At 38.5% G+C, this 15,460-nt stretch carries 17 protein-coding genes; 10 read left to right on the top strand and 7 right to left on the bottom strand.

The window, feature by feature from the left end; all coding sequences use genetic code 11:
- Window positions 1-15: 15 nt before the first annotated feature.
- A complete protein-coding gene (gene gltD, locus SB717_RS12865; protein ID WP_013082931.1) occupies window positions 16-1,497 on the top strand; it encodes a glutamate synthase small subunit in 1,482 nt (493 codons plus the stop codon).
- A 33-nt stretch (window positions 1,498-1,530) separates the two neighbouring features.
- Here gltD and SB717_RS12860 read toward each other — a convergent pair whose 3' ends face one another.
- Window positions 1,531-2,010 (bottom strand): hypothetical protein, encoded by a 480-nt coding sequence (locus SB717_RS12860; protein WP_074681930.1) that lies wholly within the window; start codon window positions 2,008-2,010, stop codon window positions 1,531-1,533.
- 52 nt (window positions 2,011-2,062) lie between these two features.
- The gene (locus SB717_RS12855; protein ID WP_410903860.1) at window positions 2,063-2,533 is read right to left on the bottom strand and encodes a staygreen family protein; all 471 of its coding nucleotides are present in this window, start codon (window positions 2,531-2,533) and stop codon (window positions 2,063-2,065) included.
- Between the two features lie 202 nt (window positions 2,534-2,735).
- Here SB717_RS12855 and SB717_RS12850 point away from each other — a divergent pair, with 202 nt between their 5' ends.
- From SB717_RS12850 to SB717_RS12840, 3 genes are all read left to right on the top strand, one after another.
- Window positions 2,736-4,136 (top strand): alpha/beta hydrolase, encoded by a 1,401-nt coding sequence (locus tag SB717_RS12850; RefSeq protein ID WP_410903859.1) that lies wholly within the window; start codon window positions 2,736-2,738, stop codon window positions 4,134-4,136.
- A 248-nt stretch (window positions 4,137-4,384) separates the two neighbouring features.
- The gene (gene folD / locus SB717_RS12845) at window positions 4,385-5,239 is read left to right on the top strand and encodes a bifunctional methylenetetrahydrofolate dehydrogenase/methenyltetrahydrofolate cyclohydrolase FolD (protein ID WP_029714058.1); all 855 of its coding nucleotides are present in this window, start codon (window positions 4,385-4,387) and stop codon (window positions 5,237-5,239) included.
- Between the two features lie 110 nt (window positions 5,240-5,349).
- The gene (locus SB717_RS12840; protein WP_410903858.1) at window positions 5,350-5,949 is read left to right on the top strand and encodes a DUF3298 and DUF4163 domain-containing protein; all 600 of its coding nucleotides are present in this window, start codon (window positions 5,350-5,352) and stop codon (window positions 5,947-5,949) included.
- A gap of 2 nt (window positions 5,950-5,951) precedes the next feature.
- Here the strand turns inward: SB717_RS12840 and SB717_RS12835 are convergent, their stop codons facing one another.
- A complete protein-coding gene (locus SB717_RS12835; RefSeq protein ID WP_029714056.1) occupies window positions 5,952-6,218 on the bottom strand; it encodes a hypothetical protein in 267 nt (88 codons plus the stop codon).
- Window positions 6,219-6,390: 172 nt separating this feature from the next.
- Between SB717_RS12835 and SB717_RS12830 the strand changes: the two genes are divergently transcribed.
- The gene (locus tag SB717_RS12830) at window positions 6,391-7,815 is read left to right on the top strand and encodes a phospholipase D-like domain-containing protein (RefSeq protein WP_410903857.1); all 1,425 of its coding nucleotides are present in this window, start codon (window positions 6,391-6,393) and stop codon (window positions 7,813-7,815) included.
- A gap of 185 nt (window positions 7,816-8,000) precedes the next feature.
- A complete protein-coding gene (locus tag SB717_RS12825) occupies window positions 8,001-8,513 on the top strand; it encodes a GNAT family N-acetyltransferase (RefSeq protein WP_410903979.1) in 513 nt (170 codons plus the stop codon).
- Between the two features lie 36 nt (window positions 8,514-8,549).
- On the opposite strand, the gene SB717_RS12820 is transcribed toward SB717_RS12825, so the two are convergent.
- Both SB717_RS12820 and SB717_RS12815 read right to left on the bottom strand, forming a co-directional pair.
- Window positions 8,550-8,831, bottom strand: coding sequence for a phospholipase (locus SB717_RS12820; RefSeq protein ID WP_410903855.1), 282 nt, complete (start codon window positions 8,829-8,831; stop codon window positions 8,550-8,552).
- 105 nt (window positions 8,832-8,936) lie between these two features.
- Window positions 8,937-9,368: a MarR family winged helix-turn-helix transcriptional regulator gene (locus tag SB717_RS12815; RefSeq protein WP_016763912.1), complete on the bottom strand. Its 432-nt coding sequence runs from the start codon at window positions 9,366-9,368 to the stop codon at window positions 8,937-8,939.
- Between the two features lie 191 nt (window positions 9,369-9,559).
- Here SB717_RS12815 and SB717_RS12810 point away from each other — a divergent pair, with 191 nt between their 5' ends.
- From SB717_RS12810 to SB717_RS12800, 3 genes are all read left to right on the top strand, one after another.
- Entirely contained in the window at window positions 9,560-9,964 is a 405-nt protein-coding gene (locus tag SB717_RS12810; RefSeq protein WP_013082940.1) for a CidA/LrgA family protein, read from the top strand.
- A 29-nt stretch (window positions 9,965-9,993) separates the two neighbouring features.
- Window positions 9,994-10,626, top strand: coding sequence for an LrgB family protein (locus SB717_RS12805; RefSeq protein ID WP_234483613.1), 633 nt, complete (start codon window positions 9,994-9,996; stop codon window positions 10,624-10,626).
- A 271-nt stretch (window positions 10,627-10,897) separates the two neighbouring features.
- Window positions 10,898-11,770 carry an STAS domain-containing protein gene (locus SB717_RS12800; protein WP_251461975.1) on the top strand — a complete coding sequence of 291 codons (873 nt, stop codon included), beginning with the start codon at window positions 10,898-10,900 and terminating at the stop codon, window positions 11,768-11,770.
- Between the two features lie 78 nt (window positions 11,771-11,848).
- Here the strand turns inward: SB717_RS12800 and SB717_RS12795 are convergent, their stop codons facing one another.
- Both SB717_RS12795 and SB717_RS12790 read right to left on the bottom strand, forming a co-directional pair.
- Window positions 11,849-12,325 carry a hypothetical protein gene (locus SB717_RS12795; protein WP_410903854.1) on the bottom strand — a complete coding sequence of 159 codons (477 nt, stop codon included), beginning with the start codon at window positions 12,323-12,325 and terminating at the stop codon, window positions 11,849-11,851.
- Window positions 12,326-12,393: 68 nt separating this feature from the next.
- Complete coding sequence (locus SB717_RS12790) at window positions 12,394-12,966, bottom strand: GNAT family N-acetyltransferase (RefSeq protein ID WP_410903853.1); 573 nt, start codon at window positions 12,964-12,966, stop codon at window positions 12,394-12,396.
- 240 nt (window positions 12,967-13,206) lie between these two features.
- Between SB717_RS12790 and SB717_RS12785 the strand changes: the two genes are divergently transcribed.
- A complete protein-coding gene (locus SB717_RS12785) occupies window positions 13,207-15,456 on the top strand; it encodes a glycosyltransferase family 39 protein (protein ID WP_410903852.1) in 2,250 nt (749 codons plus the stop codon).
- The last annotated feature ends 4 nt before the right edge of the window (window positions 15,457-15,460 follow it).

Below are 15,460 nucleotides of genomic sequence, written 5' to 3'. Positions count from 1 at the left end.
AAAGGGGAGAGTACGATGGGAAAACCAACAGGATTTATGGAAATCAAACGTGAAAAAGGGAAGGAACGTGACCCGTTAAAACGTTTAGGTGATTGGAAAGAGTATGCTGCTCCTTTATCTGATGAAGCGCTAAGCCGTCAAGGAGCACGATGTATGGATTGTGGCACACCTTTTTGCCACATGGGAATGGATATTAATGCTTTTACTTCTGGATGTCCAATCTATAACTTAATTCCAGAGTGGAATGATTTAGTTTATAAAGGACGCTGGAAAGAAGCCTTAGAGCGTTTAATGAAAACGAACAACTTCCCGGAGTTTACAGGACGAGTTTGTCCTGCTCCGTGTGAAGGTTCCTGTACGCTTGCTATTTCAGATCCAGCGGTTTCGATAAAGAATATCGAACGCGCTATTATTGATAAAGGCTTTGAGAATGGGTGGATTACTCCGCGTATTCCGGAGAAAAGAACAGGCAAAAAAATTGCTGTTATCGGCTCTGGGCCAGCAGGCTTAGCGAGCGCAGATCAGCTGAACCAAGCGGGTCATTCAGTAACGGTATATGAAAGAGCAGATCGTGCCGGCGGTTTATTAACATATGGAATCCCAAATATGAAGCTAGATAAAGAAGTAGTGGAAAGACGTGTTCGCTTATTGACACAAGAAGGTATTGATTTTGTAACGAATACGGAAGTTGGAAAAGACATTACTGCTGAAGAGTTAAAAGAACAATATGATGCTGTGATTTTGTGTACAGGAGCTCAGAAGCAAAGAGATCTAGTATTAGAAGGTCGTGAAGCAAAAGGAGTTCACTTTGCAATGGACTACTTAACAACTTCAACAAAAAGCCTTTTAGACTCTAACTTCAAAGATGGTCAATTTATTGATGCTGAAGGAAAAGACGTTATTGTTATTGGAGGGGGAGACACAGGAGCTGACTGTGTAGCTACTGCTCTTCGTCAAAAATGCCGCAGCGTTGTTCAGTTTGGTAAACATCCTCAGCTTCCTGCTGAGCGTACGGCAGATAATATGTGGCCTGAATATCCACATGTATTTAATCTTGAATATGCTTATGAAGAAGCACAGGCGAAATTTGGGGACGATCCACGTGAATATTCAATTCAAACGAAAAAAATTGTGGCAGATGAGCAAGGCAATCTGAAAGAACTTCATACGGTGCAAATGGAAAAAGTAAAAGGTGAAAATGGACAGTACATCTTTACTGAAATTCCAGGAACAGAAAAAGTATGGCCAGCTCAGCTTGTCTTTATTGCAATTGGGTTTGAAGGTCCAGAGCACCCGGTTCTATCAGCGTTTGGTGTTGAAACGAAAAATCGTCGCGTAGATGCAGCGTATGGAAATTACAAAACAAATGTTGAAGGTGTTTTTGCTGCTGGTGATGCTCGTCGTGGACAAAGTTTAATCGTATGGGCTATTCATGAAGGTCGTGAAGTAGCTAAACAAGTTGATAGCCATCTAATGGGAGCAACTGTATTACCATAACAAAAAACCGTCACAACTGTGGCGGTTTTTTGTTTATCTAGGATTTGGTACGTCATTTCCTCTACGTAAATTTTCAAATGAAACGGTTAAAATCGTGTTAGTAATTCGAACTTGTGAAGCGGGGGAAACGCTGTATAAGTTAAAAAGTTCAAATATCCAGGGATCACGTTTTTTCAGCTGTCGCACGGCTTTTTCGACGCGTTCATTAATAGATCCGCTGTAATTGTTATAGTTATCATCAACAAACCTTACAATGGAACGAAATAAGTATTCTGTTAGTTTGCTATCCATCCCGCCTCGTTGAGCATCTCTGTAGATGGACTGATACTGGCGTTTTAAAATTTTCATCACTCTGTCTACATCGCGTGTAGATCTAACTTCCTCTTCCTCATGCAGGATATAAGAAAATAAGTCTTCATTGTATCTATAAGGTTCTAAATAATTTTCATTCGTAGTAGGAACTACTGGATGGTAGTAGCGGGGCATATAGGGGTAAACCCATTGACTGTACATGAGACATTCACACCTTCCTCATTCATTTCCCATTAGTTTATGCACTAGAGTGCTAGCTGCTGCATGTTTGTTTTAAATAAAATTTAGGAGTTTGATAATAGGACCACCCTCTAAATTCTTGATAAGTCGATACAAAATAAATGTAAATCGGTGTATTTAGCAAGTCTGGATAACGTTGAAAAAACGCTTGGTCTCCGTAAAATATTGCTTCTAAAGCAAGCGGAAGCTCCCGGCGGAAAATATGATAACGAAGCTGTGCTTGCTCGCGGCTGAACTCCCCTCCGCTAACAAAAACTTCGCCTTGAATAACTGCTTGTCGGTCTGTTACGTGAAGAGCAGCTAGTACTTCATCACGCATATTTTTATCTATCGCCTTGTTGTTATATGAGCATCCGATGCTTAAAAAAAGCTGACCGGTTGTATCCGAATGAGTAAGAGTATATTTTCTTCCGGAAACCGGATAGGAGGAAGTAGCAGGGGGAATGAGAGTCGTAGAGAGTTTTGAAGAATTAAACGAACTCATAGTCATTGACACTCCTTTTTTTGAATAAATTTCAATATTATACGGCACTATGGGCTCAGATGTGATAAATGTCTACTTTCTTTCTGCAAGAAAGGCGTTTTAATGTACTTTTTGAGAAATGGATGGTAATATTTAGCTAAAATTATGCGTGTACAGTCCCCGAAGATTGTCTTCAAAAGCAACTATGAATGGAGGTTATCACTTGAATATCACAACGTTTGACGGTAAGTATGGAAACTGGTTAACGACTAAAAACCCTCTTCAATTTCAAGCAGCGACTGCCTATGGGAACATTGGGCTGGCTCCTATCTATTGGGGAACAAAAGAAGATAAAAATGGATGGTATTACATGTATCAGCCTGAAGAAATAACAGGAGTTCAAGTAGAAGGTGAAGTTGATGGTGGTAAATTTCTCATTCGAATTCCTGATGACTGGAATGGAAAGTTAGTTATGTCGGGAGTTCCAGCTACCAGAGATGAGAAATCAACGGATTTACTGTTCAGCGACTATGTGTTGGCAAAAGGGTTTGCGTTTGCTGCTTCTGATAAAGGGACACAGGGAGAAGAAATGAGAGATGATCCATTTGCTAAAGCAAAGAACGCTCTAGTCAAAGAAGAAGACTCCATTAGAAAGTGGCATATTCAATACCGAGAAGTGACAAAAATTGCTCAGAGATTTTTGTTTGAAAATTATCGTCACAAACTTCAAAAAGAAGTGACAGAATATTTCGATATAAAAACGTATGCGTTAGGTATTTCTAACGGGGGTTATGTTGTTCGCTATGCTTTAGAAAACGACGGAAAAAATGGAGAACCTCAGCTTTTTAATGGAGGGGTTGAATGGGAAGGGGTTATGTGGCGAGCTGATTACGATAACTTAATTACTTCCTTAACACCTGTTGTAAATCATGCCGAAGAAGCACTGTACACGGTAGGTGAATCGCAAAAAGAAGCTTTGAACCGGTTGTATCAGGCAGGTTTGCCAAAAGGATCGGAGTTTCTATGGCCATATCATGACCAGTATTATTGGTTTTTAACGCTTAATATATATAGAGATGAGTTTGACGGTCAAGCACCTGGAAGCATTCCATGGCAAAAATACTTGACGCTTTTTGAAAACGGAGTTAGAGATCGTTCGTTAGATTCTATTTTTGAAAAGTATGATTATCAAGAAAGACCGCAAGATGTTAAGCAAAAAGTTCGTGAAATTGAAAATACAGGTGATATTTCCGTTCCATTGATAAGCATTACAGGGTCGTTAGATGCTCTTATTTTTCCGGATATTCATGCTTATCCTTATGAACAACTGGTAAAAGATTCTGGTAAGCAGAACCTTCATCGTCACTATGTAATTGAAAATGGAAACCACATTGATAGCTTAGTCTGGAATCATCAAATTGACCCAGATCGAAAGCTTCAGCCTCTCCTGCCTTATGTGTATCAAGGATTTGAACTGCTATGTGATTGGGTGGAGAATTTTGAAGAACCTCCGAAAAATAAGAAAATAAGTGTGCCTCTCAAGGAAATGCATGTAAAGGATCTAAAAACAGAGGAAGACGTGCTGCCGTTGACTACAAAGAAAAGCATATCAACAGAAAAATAAATCGTCGAAAACCGTGCCGAAGGTGCGGTTTTTAATTTGGAACGGCAACATTTGAATAAAAACAGCTTTGGTGAATACAAAATATTATAGTACGATAAGAACGGAATATACGTTATTTGTTATTTATTTTCACCTATTTAAAATAAAAATAATAAAAACATTGAACAAAACCGAACTTTTGTGTTAGATTAATAACTATAATTCGTACATTTATTAAATGGCTACAGTTGAAAGGAGCAAAAAACATCATGACAGCGAAAGTAATTAAAGGAAAAGAAGTAGCGCAAGAACTGCGCGCCGCATTAAAAGAAGAGGTAGCTCAATTAAAAACAAAAGGTATCGTTCCTGGTTTAACCGTGATTTTAGTAGGAGAAAATCCTGCTTCGCAATCATATGTAAAAGCAAAAGCAAAGGCTTGTGAAGAAATCGGTGTTGCATCTGAAATTATCAAACGTGACGTAACGATTACTGAAGAAGAACTTTTAAACGAAATCCATCACTTGAATGGAAATCCATCTGTTCATGGTATTCTTATTCAACTTCCATTACCAAAACATATTGATGAAAAGGCAGTATTAAATGCTGTATCTCCTAAAAAAGATGTAGATGGCTTCCATCCAGTAAGCGTAGGGAATATGGTCATTGGCGATGAGTGCTATTTACCATGTACACCACACGGTATCGTTGAGTTAATTAAACGTTCAGGTGAAGAAATTTCAGGTAAACATGCGGTAGTAATTGGACGAAGCAATATTGTTGGTAAACCAGTATCCATGCTGTTACTTCAAGAAAGTGCAACGGTAACAATTGCTCACTCTCGCACAAAAGATTTATCTGCTTTAACAAAACAAGCTGATATTCTTGTGTCAGCTGTAGGACAACCTAGACTTATCAAAGCAGATGATATTAAGCCGGGTGCCATTGTAATTGATGTAGGCAACACAATGGAAAATGGCAAGCTCGTTGGTGACGTTGATTACGAAGCGGCTTTAGAAGTAGCAGGCTATATCACACCAGTACCAGGCGGCGTTGGTCCGATGACCATCACAATGCTATTAAAAAATACGGTAGACGCTGCTAAAACAATTAACAGCGTAAAATAATAAAAAGCAAAAAACCCCGTGCATATACGCACGGGTTTTTTTTGCTTCAGTAATGGAATGAAAGCTAAAAGAATAGAATGTAACAATCTGTATAAAAAGAGGAGGAAACCATGGTTACGTTACCTGCAACCATATATTCTCAACAAATGGTGAAGAAAAAATTAAACGTTTACTATCCAGCTGTTCATTTGACTAATCAAGCTGTTCAGCACAGCATTAACAGTAAAATCTTGCAGCGTACGAATGAATTAATACGTCAGCAGGGATATGGAGAAAATCCGGATACAGAAGAAACGGGTTATTATGAGTTGAAAACAAACGAGCGAAATGTGCTCAGCTTAACGCTTGTCAATTTTGCTTATTCCGGGGGAGCGCACGGATTGACCGTGGTCGTTCCGTTAACGTTTAATGTGCTGACTGCAAAAACGTATCAACTAAAAGATTTATTTAAAAAAGACAGTGATTACGTGAGTGTTCTTTCTAAAATAGTAGGAGAGCAAATAAAAGAGCGTGATATTATGGTTCTTGGAGAATATAAAGGAATTAAACCAGATCAAGATTTTTATATCGCCGATAAATCGCTTGTACTATTTTATCAGCTGTATGATCTGGCTCCTTATGTATATGGAATTCCTTACTTTCCAATTTCTATCTATGCTATTCAAGATATTATTGCAGATGAAAGTCCACTTGGACAAATGTTTGGATAAAGTTATAAAAAATTGCGGTGCGGCCGCACGTATCTTTTTAACTCGGCCGCTAATTGCTGACGAAGCGAACGAACGCCAATCGCTTCAGCAATATCTTTTGCTACAGGAAACACCCCGATTTTAGTGATATGAACACGAAGATAACCCTCATACAAGCATCCTTGCTCCGCATGCTTGATTTTGGTGCGTACAACAGCTTCTATTTTATCGTTTTCATTTTGCAAAGGGTAAGAGTCTGTAATATGAAAACGAAAAGAATATTCCTCCATCACCATCATCCTTTTTTCTATGATATGTACTAGCATACTATACAAATAGTGAATCAGAAAAAATAAATGTGTCAAAAGAACAAAGCATAAAGCAATCAAAGAAGCAGTTTTTTGCATGTAATGATCATTATTTGTGAACGATAACAGAAAAAGACAAAAAGCTGGAGTTGCGATGATAAAAATAGCATTCAAAGGATTACTTATTATTTTATCTTTATATATTCTGTATGTGGTTATAACGGCGGTGGTTCTCTTTTATATACCTTTAAAAACAGGAGAGGAAACGACCTCAATTAAACCGGCTAGCTTTTTTGGTCACAGTGAGTCTACGGACCGAGTGAGACTTCTTGAAGATGGTTATGAGGCGGGAAGAGTTCGTATTCAAATGATTCAAGAAGCTGAGAAATCGATTGATATTGCTTATTACTCAATAGGAAAAGGAGAGTCAACGGATTTAATTATGGCCGCTCTTTTTAAAGCAGCTGATCGAGGCGTCCATACTCGCGTTCTTTTAGATGGGATAGCTAACGGCTTACGGGGAAACCGAAGAGGCGTGCTCTATGCATTAGCTTCACATCCTAATATTGAAGTGAACTATTACGAGCCGTTTCAATTGTTTAAACCTTGGGCGTGGCAAAATCGTATGCATGACAAAATAATGGTTGTAGACGGACAGCTAGGCATAATAGGGGGACGGAATATAGGGGACAAATATTTGGCTAAAAAGCCTCCTCCAGACTTCGTCTATGATCGTGATGTCTTTATTACAAACAGCAAACATAAACAAGATAGCGTCATCACTCAAATGCAAAATTATATAAATGAATTATGGGCTCATCCTTACACTAAAAAAGCTTTTCATCATCTCACACAGTACCAGGTCGATCAGGGAAAGAGGATGAAAGCTTTGCTGCTGCAGCAATATGATAAAGCTAAGCAAGTAGGAGAAACGTTTGCGACGCCTAAGATTAATTGGAATGATTCCACCGTTCCTACAAAGCGTGTTTCTTTTATTCATAATCCAATTGAACGCTTTAATAAACGACCTTTTATGTGGAAAACGTTTATTAACCTGGCAGAAGGAGCTAACCGCTCTGTTCTTATTCAAAGTCCTTATGTGGTGCCTACCAATGCGATGAGAAAGTATACAGTCATGAAAAAGAAGCCAGACGTTCAATGGACGCTACTCACAAATTCAGTTACATCTACGCCCAATGTGTTGGCTTTTTCCGGGTATATCAGTATGCGTGATACGATTATGAAGACAGGTGTAAAGCTTTACGAATACCAAGGACCTTATTCGATCCATGCAAAGTCTGTGATTTATGATCAAAGACTTAGCGCCGTAGGCTCTTTTAATTTAGATTCCCGTTCTACATTTTTGAATAACGAATCAATGGTCATTATCGATAGTCAAAAATTCGCAAAAGAGTTGACGACGGCAATGGAAAACAAAATGGATAAAAGTATTCTTGTTGCCAATGACAAGCGCTGGGTGAAACCTCCTGAAATCCAAAAGAAAGAAGAGCCTGTTATGAAGCGTACCTTACTGTATACCCTTGCAAAAGTAACTAGGTTCTTTAAGGAGTTTATTTAAACAACCGGCAGTAGAACAAAAAGCACTCAATGAACATTCATTGAGTGCTTTTTGTTACATACCTTATAACTAAGCTCATACAACGATCGCATCACGTAAATTATTCCCTTTCATTTGTTGGGAAAAATCGGTAGTATAAACATAATAAACAAAAAGGGGGAAGGTACGTGGAAACCGCTGTTTTAATGAAACCGGATGCAGCTTATAAAAAGGCTTATATGAGCTTTTATCATGAATGGAAAGCAAGCGGAGAAAAAATGATTCCATGGGTAATTGCTAAAGATCCTGCTTACTTTGAAAAAATGGTTCAAGAGTTGTTAGATGCAGAAAAAGGGATCGGATTAAAAAAAGGATATGTACCCGATTCCACCTACTGGCTAATGCATCACGAAAAAGTAATAGGCGTAGTTAATATCCGCCATGAGCTAAGTGAAATACTGCGAAACAGCGGAGGACATATAGGGTATGGTATTCGACCAAGCGAAAGACAAAAAGGATATGCGAAGCTGCTACTGAAGTTATCTCTTCAAGAAATTAAAAAGCTGGGAGTTCAACGTGCATTAGTTGTGTGTGATGATTGGAACACGGCTTCTCGTCGAACTATTCTGGCAAACGGTGGTATACAAGACGAGGATTATATAGAAGAGAACGGAGCTGTTGTTCAACGCTTTTGGATTCATACGGATAAAATGGCATAAAAAAGAGATGAATTTTTTAATTCACCTCTTTTCTGTTTAGTCATATTGTTTTAAAGCTAACTTCAGCCGCATATAGGTATACATAGCGTATGCCTGTCTTCCTTTTAAACTGTACGGATTTGCTTTGGAGCAAAGACAGTCAAGGAATTGCTCATCACATGAGCGGCATGATCCGTAATCTTCATAGCATAAATCATGGTATTTACAGCAGCAGTCTACATCATTTACAGGACAGCCGGGCCCACTGCAGCCGGGACCACACCATTTATAGCCGGGGAAGAGGCAGGGCGTGGCTTTCCGTTTGTTCGGAGCAGACATAATCATACATCCTTTTCAATAGTCTCTTTACATTAAATGCAAGAAAGAGAAAAGAGACAGGGACAAACACCTTGCAGCAGCAGCCTAATTTTTATAAATTTCTATTTAATCGATAAATGCGTCATTCATCCGCATTAGTAGTTTGCCAAACAGCTCCTTTTCTTCACTTGACCATTTTTTTAACATACTATGATAGCGTTCAAGGCGCATTTGTTTATCAGTTTGCAGCATGCGTTTTCCACGTGGTGTGATGTCAAATAGGCTGACGCGTCCATCCGAAGGATCAGAAGAGCGGGAAATAAGCTTTTTGTTTTCTAAAGCAGCAGCTTGTCTAGACAGAGTTGAAATGTCGAGTTTAAATGCTTCTGCTAGCTCTTTTACACGAGCTGGTCCAAATTCATCTAATTGCCGCAATAATAAATAAGCTGATCTTTCTAGATTTCCTATTTTATTTTCAGAATTATCAAGATAGACGGCTCGTCTAATAAAGGTAGTAAGTTCATATTCAATCAATTCAATTGAATTTTTTTCTTGCATTATAATCTCTCCTTACAAAATCATTCATTGACAAAGAAATATATACTTGTATAATACAAATGTATATATAGTTGTATAGTACAAGTAAAAGTAAGTAAAGTAAAGGATGTTTATATAGTTAAATGTTAGACAACATGACAAAGTAAAGAGAGGAGGACAACTGTTCTTTATCTATAGGACAGTGACCTATAATGAAAGTGATACGAATCATTTTACAAATCGCGATTCTTTATGCTTTTTCTATGATTGGCGAAGCTGTTCACCACATACTTCACCTGCCTATCCCAGGCAGTATTATAGGCTTAATTTTAATGCTCATTTGCTTAACGTGCAAAATTGTTCCCATCAAAGTGATCGAAGACGGAGCAAGCTTCTTGTTATCTTTTTTACCTTTATTATTCATACCAGCTATGGCAGGAGTGATGAATTATCCTTCGCTTCTTTCAAGCAGCGGAGCGATTTTGTTTTTAATTATTGTGCTTAGTACAATCATTACGATGGCTGCCGCGGGGGCTGCCAGCCAACTTTTAGAAAAGAAAGCGAACAAACGAAAGGAGAAACAACAGTGCAAGAATTCTTTATCGCGGTCTTTATAATCTTAGCTACAGTTGCTTTGTATCTAGTCATGGCAAAAGTATACGTACGATTCTCTTATCCGATTCTTATTCCTGTTTTAACTACAACCATATTCGTTATTCTTCTTTTGCTTGCTTTTCATGTTTCCTATGATGAGTATATGATTGGAGGCAAATGGATTAATTCACTTCTAGGACCAGCGGTTGTTGCATTAGCGTATCCGCTCTATAAACAACGTGAGATGCTAGTAAAATACAGCGTTCCTATTATTGGAGGGGTATTTGTAGGGTTATTCGCAGGCATGATCAGCGGACTTGTGTTTGCTGAAGTATTTGGCGTTGATCGAAGCCTGATTTTATCCATTATTCCTAAATCTATTACTACTCCGGTAGCTATTCAAATTGCCACAGGACTAGGGGGTGTTCCATCGATGACCGTGGTATTTGTTATGATCGCAGGTTTTTCGGGAGTAATTCTTGGACCGATACTTTTAAAATGGATTCGGATCAAGAGTTCTTTAGGAAAAGGAATTGCACTGGGCAGCGCTTCCCATGCGCTAGGAACTTCTAAAGCATTTGAATACGGTGAACTAACGGTATCGATGAGTTCAGTATCAATGACGTTAAGTGCTGTACTAGGATCGGTTTTTGGACCGATTGTTGTCTGGCTATTCCAAGTATAAGGTGAGATAAAAGAAAGTGAATAAAAAAACAATCTTGTTCTAATTGGAACAAGATTGTTTTTTTTTTATACGAAAGCATAAGTTTTGTCTGCAGCAAATTTTAAGTTGTGCGGCTCTTACTCGGGTACTATAATAAAAAGAAAGAAAATTCATAAAATAACCGCTTTTTTGTTATTCTTAGGAAGGCTAGTCAATGTCGGACGGGTAAGTAGGCTTAGTCAAAGTTATATACGCAGTAAAAATAGCAGAAAAGAGGAGCTGAACGTATTTTATGAAAGAGGAGCTCGTGTATATAGGAAAAAAGATTCTTGAACATAAATATAGCTTGTCTGAAAAATTAGCCGAACGTTTAGATGCTACACATACGCTAAGTCTAGAGGAATTGAAAGAAAAGAAAATTCTGAAGTGGCGAGTGTCGATTATGGAATACTTTGGAAGGTCTTTGTTTGAAGAACAGGAGGCTGTACTTAAACTTGTTAAAGAATGGGCACTTGATACGGGTAAATATGCAGTGGAAAAAAATATTCCTTTAGAAAAAGCACTGGGTATCCTTCCAATCTATCGCAGCGTTATTTGGGATGTATTTACAGGAGAACTAGAGGAGCATCAGTTTGCTGCAATTACCATGCTGCATGTCAGTGAACGAATTGATCCGCTTTTAGATACGGTAACATGTGTTTTTGGTCAAATTTATGACGAGCATAATCGATATATGATGAATTTAGCTTATACGTCACTAGAAGAACTTTCAGTTCCGCTCGTACCTGTTACAAAAGGAATCGCTATTATGCCGATTATTGGAGAAATTGATACCCACCGCTCGCAAGTTATTATGGAAACCTGCTTGAAAAAAGGGACAAGCCTTCAATTATCTTATCTTATTTTGGATATTTCAGGTGTCGTGATTATTGATACAATGGTAGCAGACAATCTTTTTAAAATTCATCGCTCTCTCAAATTGGTGGGAGTAGAAGCTATTATAACGGGGATACGACCGGAAATTGCCCAAACGGTAGTCAAACTAGGAATTGATTTTAATCAAATTAAAACAGAAGCAAATTTAGAAGCGGCTCTTTTAAAGATTGGGTTTACACGTCCTGAAGAACATAGCCGCACGCATTTGTCACCACAACGCATAAAATAACCGGCCATAAATATGCATTTCAGCAGGCAGAACGTAATTGCATAGTAAAAAAGCGGATGTTAATCAACATCCGCTTTTTTACTTAATAAATGCGATATGCCATGGTAGCACAAAAGCATAAACGAGGAAGTATACCACTATTGAATAGATAAAAAACCAGCTGTTTAAATGCATATAGCCACTTTTAATCATTCCGTATTCTATAAGTAGTGAACCAGCGCAAAAGAGAAGGGATAAAACCCATTTATTTTTAGCTGTTAAGTAAGCTAAAAATAAAATGGAAAGGGAAGGTGGAGTAAACGTATAGCTTAGAATATCTCCAAGTCCTGTAACTTTTGGATCTCCCAAATCAAGCATGTTAAAAACACGCGTAATGATAACATCACAAAGCCATCCGACAAATCCAACTACGCTAAACGTGATATAAAAATCTCGCCAAGTTAGCTGTCGTTTAAATAAAACAAGGGCAAGAATAAATAAACATAAACTAACGGTAATCGGAAACCACAAACCATGTGCAGATAAGTCTAAATGCTGAATTGCTTGCTCCAACATTGTTCACCTCAAAAGAAAGAGTTAGTGTTGAAGTTAGCCTATGTTATGGAAAGTATTTTATACATTTTCTACGCGTTGCGCGTATATTCTTCTTGCAAGATTGAATATAACTTTAAGTCTTGATGAGCTCCCTTAATAAACATGGCTTTTCGAATTGTTCCTTCATAAGACATACCGATTTTTTTCATCACTTTCTCAGAAGCGGCATTTTCAACAAAGCACCTCGCCTGAATGCGCACTAGATCCATTTCTTCAAATCCAAAAGCAATTACTTTTTCAGCTGCTTCCGTAACAAATCCCTTATTCCAATATGCTTCAGAAATCGCATAGCCAATTTCCGCAATGCGATGAGTAGGGTTCCAAGTGACAAAGTCAATGGTGCCAATACATTTTTTCAAGGCTTTGATTTCCATAGCCCAAGGAGAAATGGATTGGTTGCTGTACTGCTTTAAAACGAAGGAAACAAACTCTTTTGTATCTTTAAGTTTTCGGTGCTTTTCCCAATTTACATATCTGCTTACCTTTTCATTTGAGGCATATTCAAACATGTCACGCACATCTTTTTTGGTAACTTTCCGCAATCGGAGTCTTTCTGTTTCTAGTGTGGGTAAATTTCCGTATATATCTTTTACTTGAATCATAAAGTTGTCTCCTTTCTCAGCAAGAAGTGAATGAATTGTTGATAATAATGTTTCATAGAAGCTGCAGCGTCCAAGAAAGACACTTTTCATTTCATGTACTTGATTCTTTAATTGTAAAATATTTCATTGCTGAGCGTAAGAGGTCAAATAGCTTTTTAAAAAATAAAAAATTATTTTTACTGTTCATAATCAGTTCACATATGCTTGTTAGACTAAAGTCAGAAATTACGAAGGAGTGAAATGAAACACATGAACAGTGAAGTGAAAGAAGAACGGACTTCAAACAAAAAAAGAATAGACTTATTTTTAGTTCCAATTGTTTTAATTGCAGCGTTTTTGAACTTATTTAAAATTTGGACAGATGAATACGCCAACGCTTATTACACGGCAGCTGTCAAAAGTATGCTTCAAAGTTTTCATAATTTCTTTTACGCATCTTTTGATCCCGGAGGTTATGTAACCATTGATAAGCCGCCGGTTGTGTTTTGGATTCAGACAATTAGTGCCAAAATATTTGGGTTTCACGGATGGAGCGTCATTTTACCACAAGCATTAGCTGGCATCGGTTCAGTTCTTTTACTATACGTACTCGTAAAACGTACGTTTGGCGTATGGGCTGGCAGGTTTGCTGCTCTTGCCATGGCTCTGACGCCAATTGTACCGGCGGTAAGCCGAACAAATAATATTGATAGTATGCTTGTGTTTACATTATTAGTAGCAACATGGATGTTGTTTCGTGCTGTGCGTACGGCTAAATTTGGCTGGGTGTTAGCAGCTTTTGCGATGATTGGTGTTGCCTTTAATATGAAAATGCTTCAGGCATACATGGTTTTACCAGCATTTTATGTTTTCTATGTAGTGGCAACCAAAATTACATGGAAAAAGAAAATTGCTTTTTTAACAACAGCGACTGCACTGATGCTCGCCGTTTCTGTCTCATGGGCAGTTGTAGTGGATTCAACTTCTGCTGATAAGCGGCCTTACATGGGAAGCAGTCAAACAAATTCAGTTCTAGAGCTTGCTTTCGGGTATAACGGTATTAATCGTTTAACGGGAAATACAAGCGTAACGGGAAGCAGTCATAAACAGCCTGCTCAAACTCAACAGCAAACAGCAAGCAGTGAAACGAAACAAACTAGTAATTCAAGTTCCGATTCTTCACAAAGCTCAAATCAAAGAAAGAGCAGTTCTTCTCAAAAGATGCAGGCTCCAGGCGGAGGGAATCAAAACGGAATGTTCAACACGGGGAATCCTGGTCCATTCCGATTGTTCCAAAAAGGGTTATCAGATCAAATCAGCTGGTTATTACCATTTGTAATCTTTTCAATCGTGGGTCTATTTGCCGGAGTGAAATTTAAAGGGCCTTACACGACAAAACAAAAAGAAAGTTTATTTTGGTTAGCGTGGCTGCTACCAGTAGCTGTCTTTTTTAGTATCGCAGGATTTTTTCATCAGTATTATTTAATTATGCTGGCACCTCCAATCGCCGCATTTGCAGGAGCGGGAGCGGTAGCTTTATGGAGCATGTACAAACAGCGTAATGGCTGGAAATCATGGCTGCTGCCAGGTGGTATTTTAACAACAGCAGCACTTCAAGTATATATTATGTCTCCTTATGTCAGCTCAATCGGCGTAGCGCCAATTGCAGGTGTAGGAGCACTAGGCGTCATTTTAGCTCTTGTTTTAGCTGTTCGTAAAGAACGTAAAAATTCTTTGACGAATTACCTAGGAGCCGCAGCGTTGGTTGTCTTGCTCGCAATGCCGGCGTATTGGGCGATGACCCCAATTATTTATGGTGGAAATAGCATGCTTCCAGCAGCAGGTCCTGATTCTTCAAGCGGTATGGGAGGACCTCCAAGCACAGCTACAAATAGCAAACAATCTGGCTTTAATGGTATGCAGCCTCCAGGAAGCTCTAGCGGCAATTCATCATCAAACAATCAAATGCAGCTGCCAAGCGGTTCATCGAACGGCGGTCAGCTGCAAATGCCGGGCGGTTCGTCCAATAATGGTCAAATGCAGCCGCCAAGCGGTTCTTCAAACAGTGGTCAAATGCAAATGCCAAATAGCACTTTAAGCAAAGCATCTTCTTCAAAACGAAAGAGTGGAGGGATGAACGCAGAAGTAAACAAAAAGCTACTAAACTATTTAACAAAAAATAATACAGGTGAAAAATATTTGTTTGCCACAACGGATTCAACTTCAGCTGCGCCTTACATTATCGAAACGGGCAAACCAGTCATGGCAATGGGAGGATTTAGCGGTTCAGATCCAATTCTAACGGTGAGTAAATTAAAAGCCATGATTAAAAAAGGTGAAGTGAAATATTTCTACTTGTCTGGAATGGGCAAGGGAGGCCAATCTGACGTTATCACGTGGATTAAAGAAAACAGTAAAGAGATTCCTTCTTCCAAATGGCAGTCTACTTCATTAAGTTCTCAGCAAGGACCATCTGGAAATGGAACATTATACGAAATAACGCTTAAATAAGGAG

Source organism: Priestia sp. SIMBA_032, assembly GCF_046535215.1.
In the GTDB taxonomy this organism is placed as follows: Bacteria; Bacillota; Bacilli; order Bacillales; family Bacillaceae_H; genus Priestia; species Priestia aryabhattai.
The sequence above is the reverse complement of the archived record's forward strand: the minus strand, read 5'-3'. Positions and strand labels throughout refer to the sequence as shown.

Bases quoted from the DNA above. Each gene is read 5' to 3' on its own strand.
- SB717_RS12840 (WP_410903858.1), top strand. From the start codon at position 5,350: ATGGTTACGTTACCTGCAACCATATATTCTCAACAAATGGTGAAGAAA.
- SB717_RS12830 (WP_410903857.1), top strand. From the start codon at position 6,391: ATGATAAAAATAGCATTCAAAGGATTACTTATTATTTTATCTTTATAT.
- SB717_RS12825 (WP_410903979.1), top strand. From the start codon at position 8,001: ATGAAACCGGATGCAGCTTATAAAAAGGCTTATATGAGCTTTTATCAT.
- SB717_RS12790 (WP_410903853.1), bottom strand. From the start codon at position 12,966: ATGATTCAAGTAAAAGATATATACGGAAATTTACCCACACTAGAAACA.
- SB717_RS12795 (WP_410903854.1), bottom strand. From the start codon at position 12,325: ATGTTGGAGCAAGCAATTCAGCATTTAGACTTATCTGCACATGGTTTG.
- SB717_RS12835 (WP_029714056.1), bottom strand. From the start codon at position 6,218: ATGGAGGAATATTCTTTTCGTTTTCATATTACAGACTCTTACCCTTTG.
- SB717_RS12815 (WP_016763912.1), bottom strand. From the start codon at position 9,368: ATGCAAGAAAAAAATTCAATTGAATTGATTGAATATGAACTTACTACC.
- folD (WP_029714058.1), top strand. From the start codon at position 4,385: ATGACAGCGAAAGTAATTAAAGGAAAAGAAGTAGCGCAAGAACTGCGC.
- SB717_RS12860 (WP_074681930.1), bottom strand. From the start codon at position 2,010: ATGTACAGTCAATGGGTTTACCCCTATATGCCCCGCTACTACCATCCA.
- gltD (WP_013082931.1), top strand. From the start codon at position 16: ATGGGAAAACCAACAGGATTTATGGAAATCAAACGTGAAAAAGGGAAG.
- SB717_RS12785 (WP_410903852.1), top strand. From the start codon at position 13,207: ATGAAACACATGAACAGTGAAGTGAAAGAAGAACGGACTTCAAACAAA.
- SB717_RS12810 (WP_013082940.1), top strand. From the start codon at position 9,560: ATGAAAGTGATACGAATCATTTTACAAATCGCGATTCTTTATGCTTTT.
- SB717_RS12800 (WP_251461975.1), top strand. From the start codon at position 10,898: ATGAAAGAGGAGCTCGTGTATATAGGAAAAAAGATTCTTGAACATAAA.
- SB717_RS12855 (WP_410903860.1), bottom strand. From the start codon at position 2,533: ATGAGTTCGTTTAATTCTTCAAAACTCTCTACGACTCTCATTCCCCCT.
- SB717_RS12805 (WP_234483613.1), top strand. From the start codon at position 9,994: ATGGCAAAAGTATACGTACGATTCTCTTATCCGATTCTTATTCCTGTT.
- SB717_RS12820 (WP_410903855.1), bottom strand. From the start codon at position 8,831: ATGTCTGCTCCGAACAAACGGAAAGCCACGCCCTGCCTCTTCCCCGGC.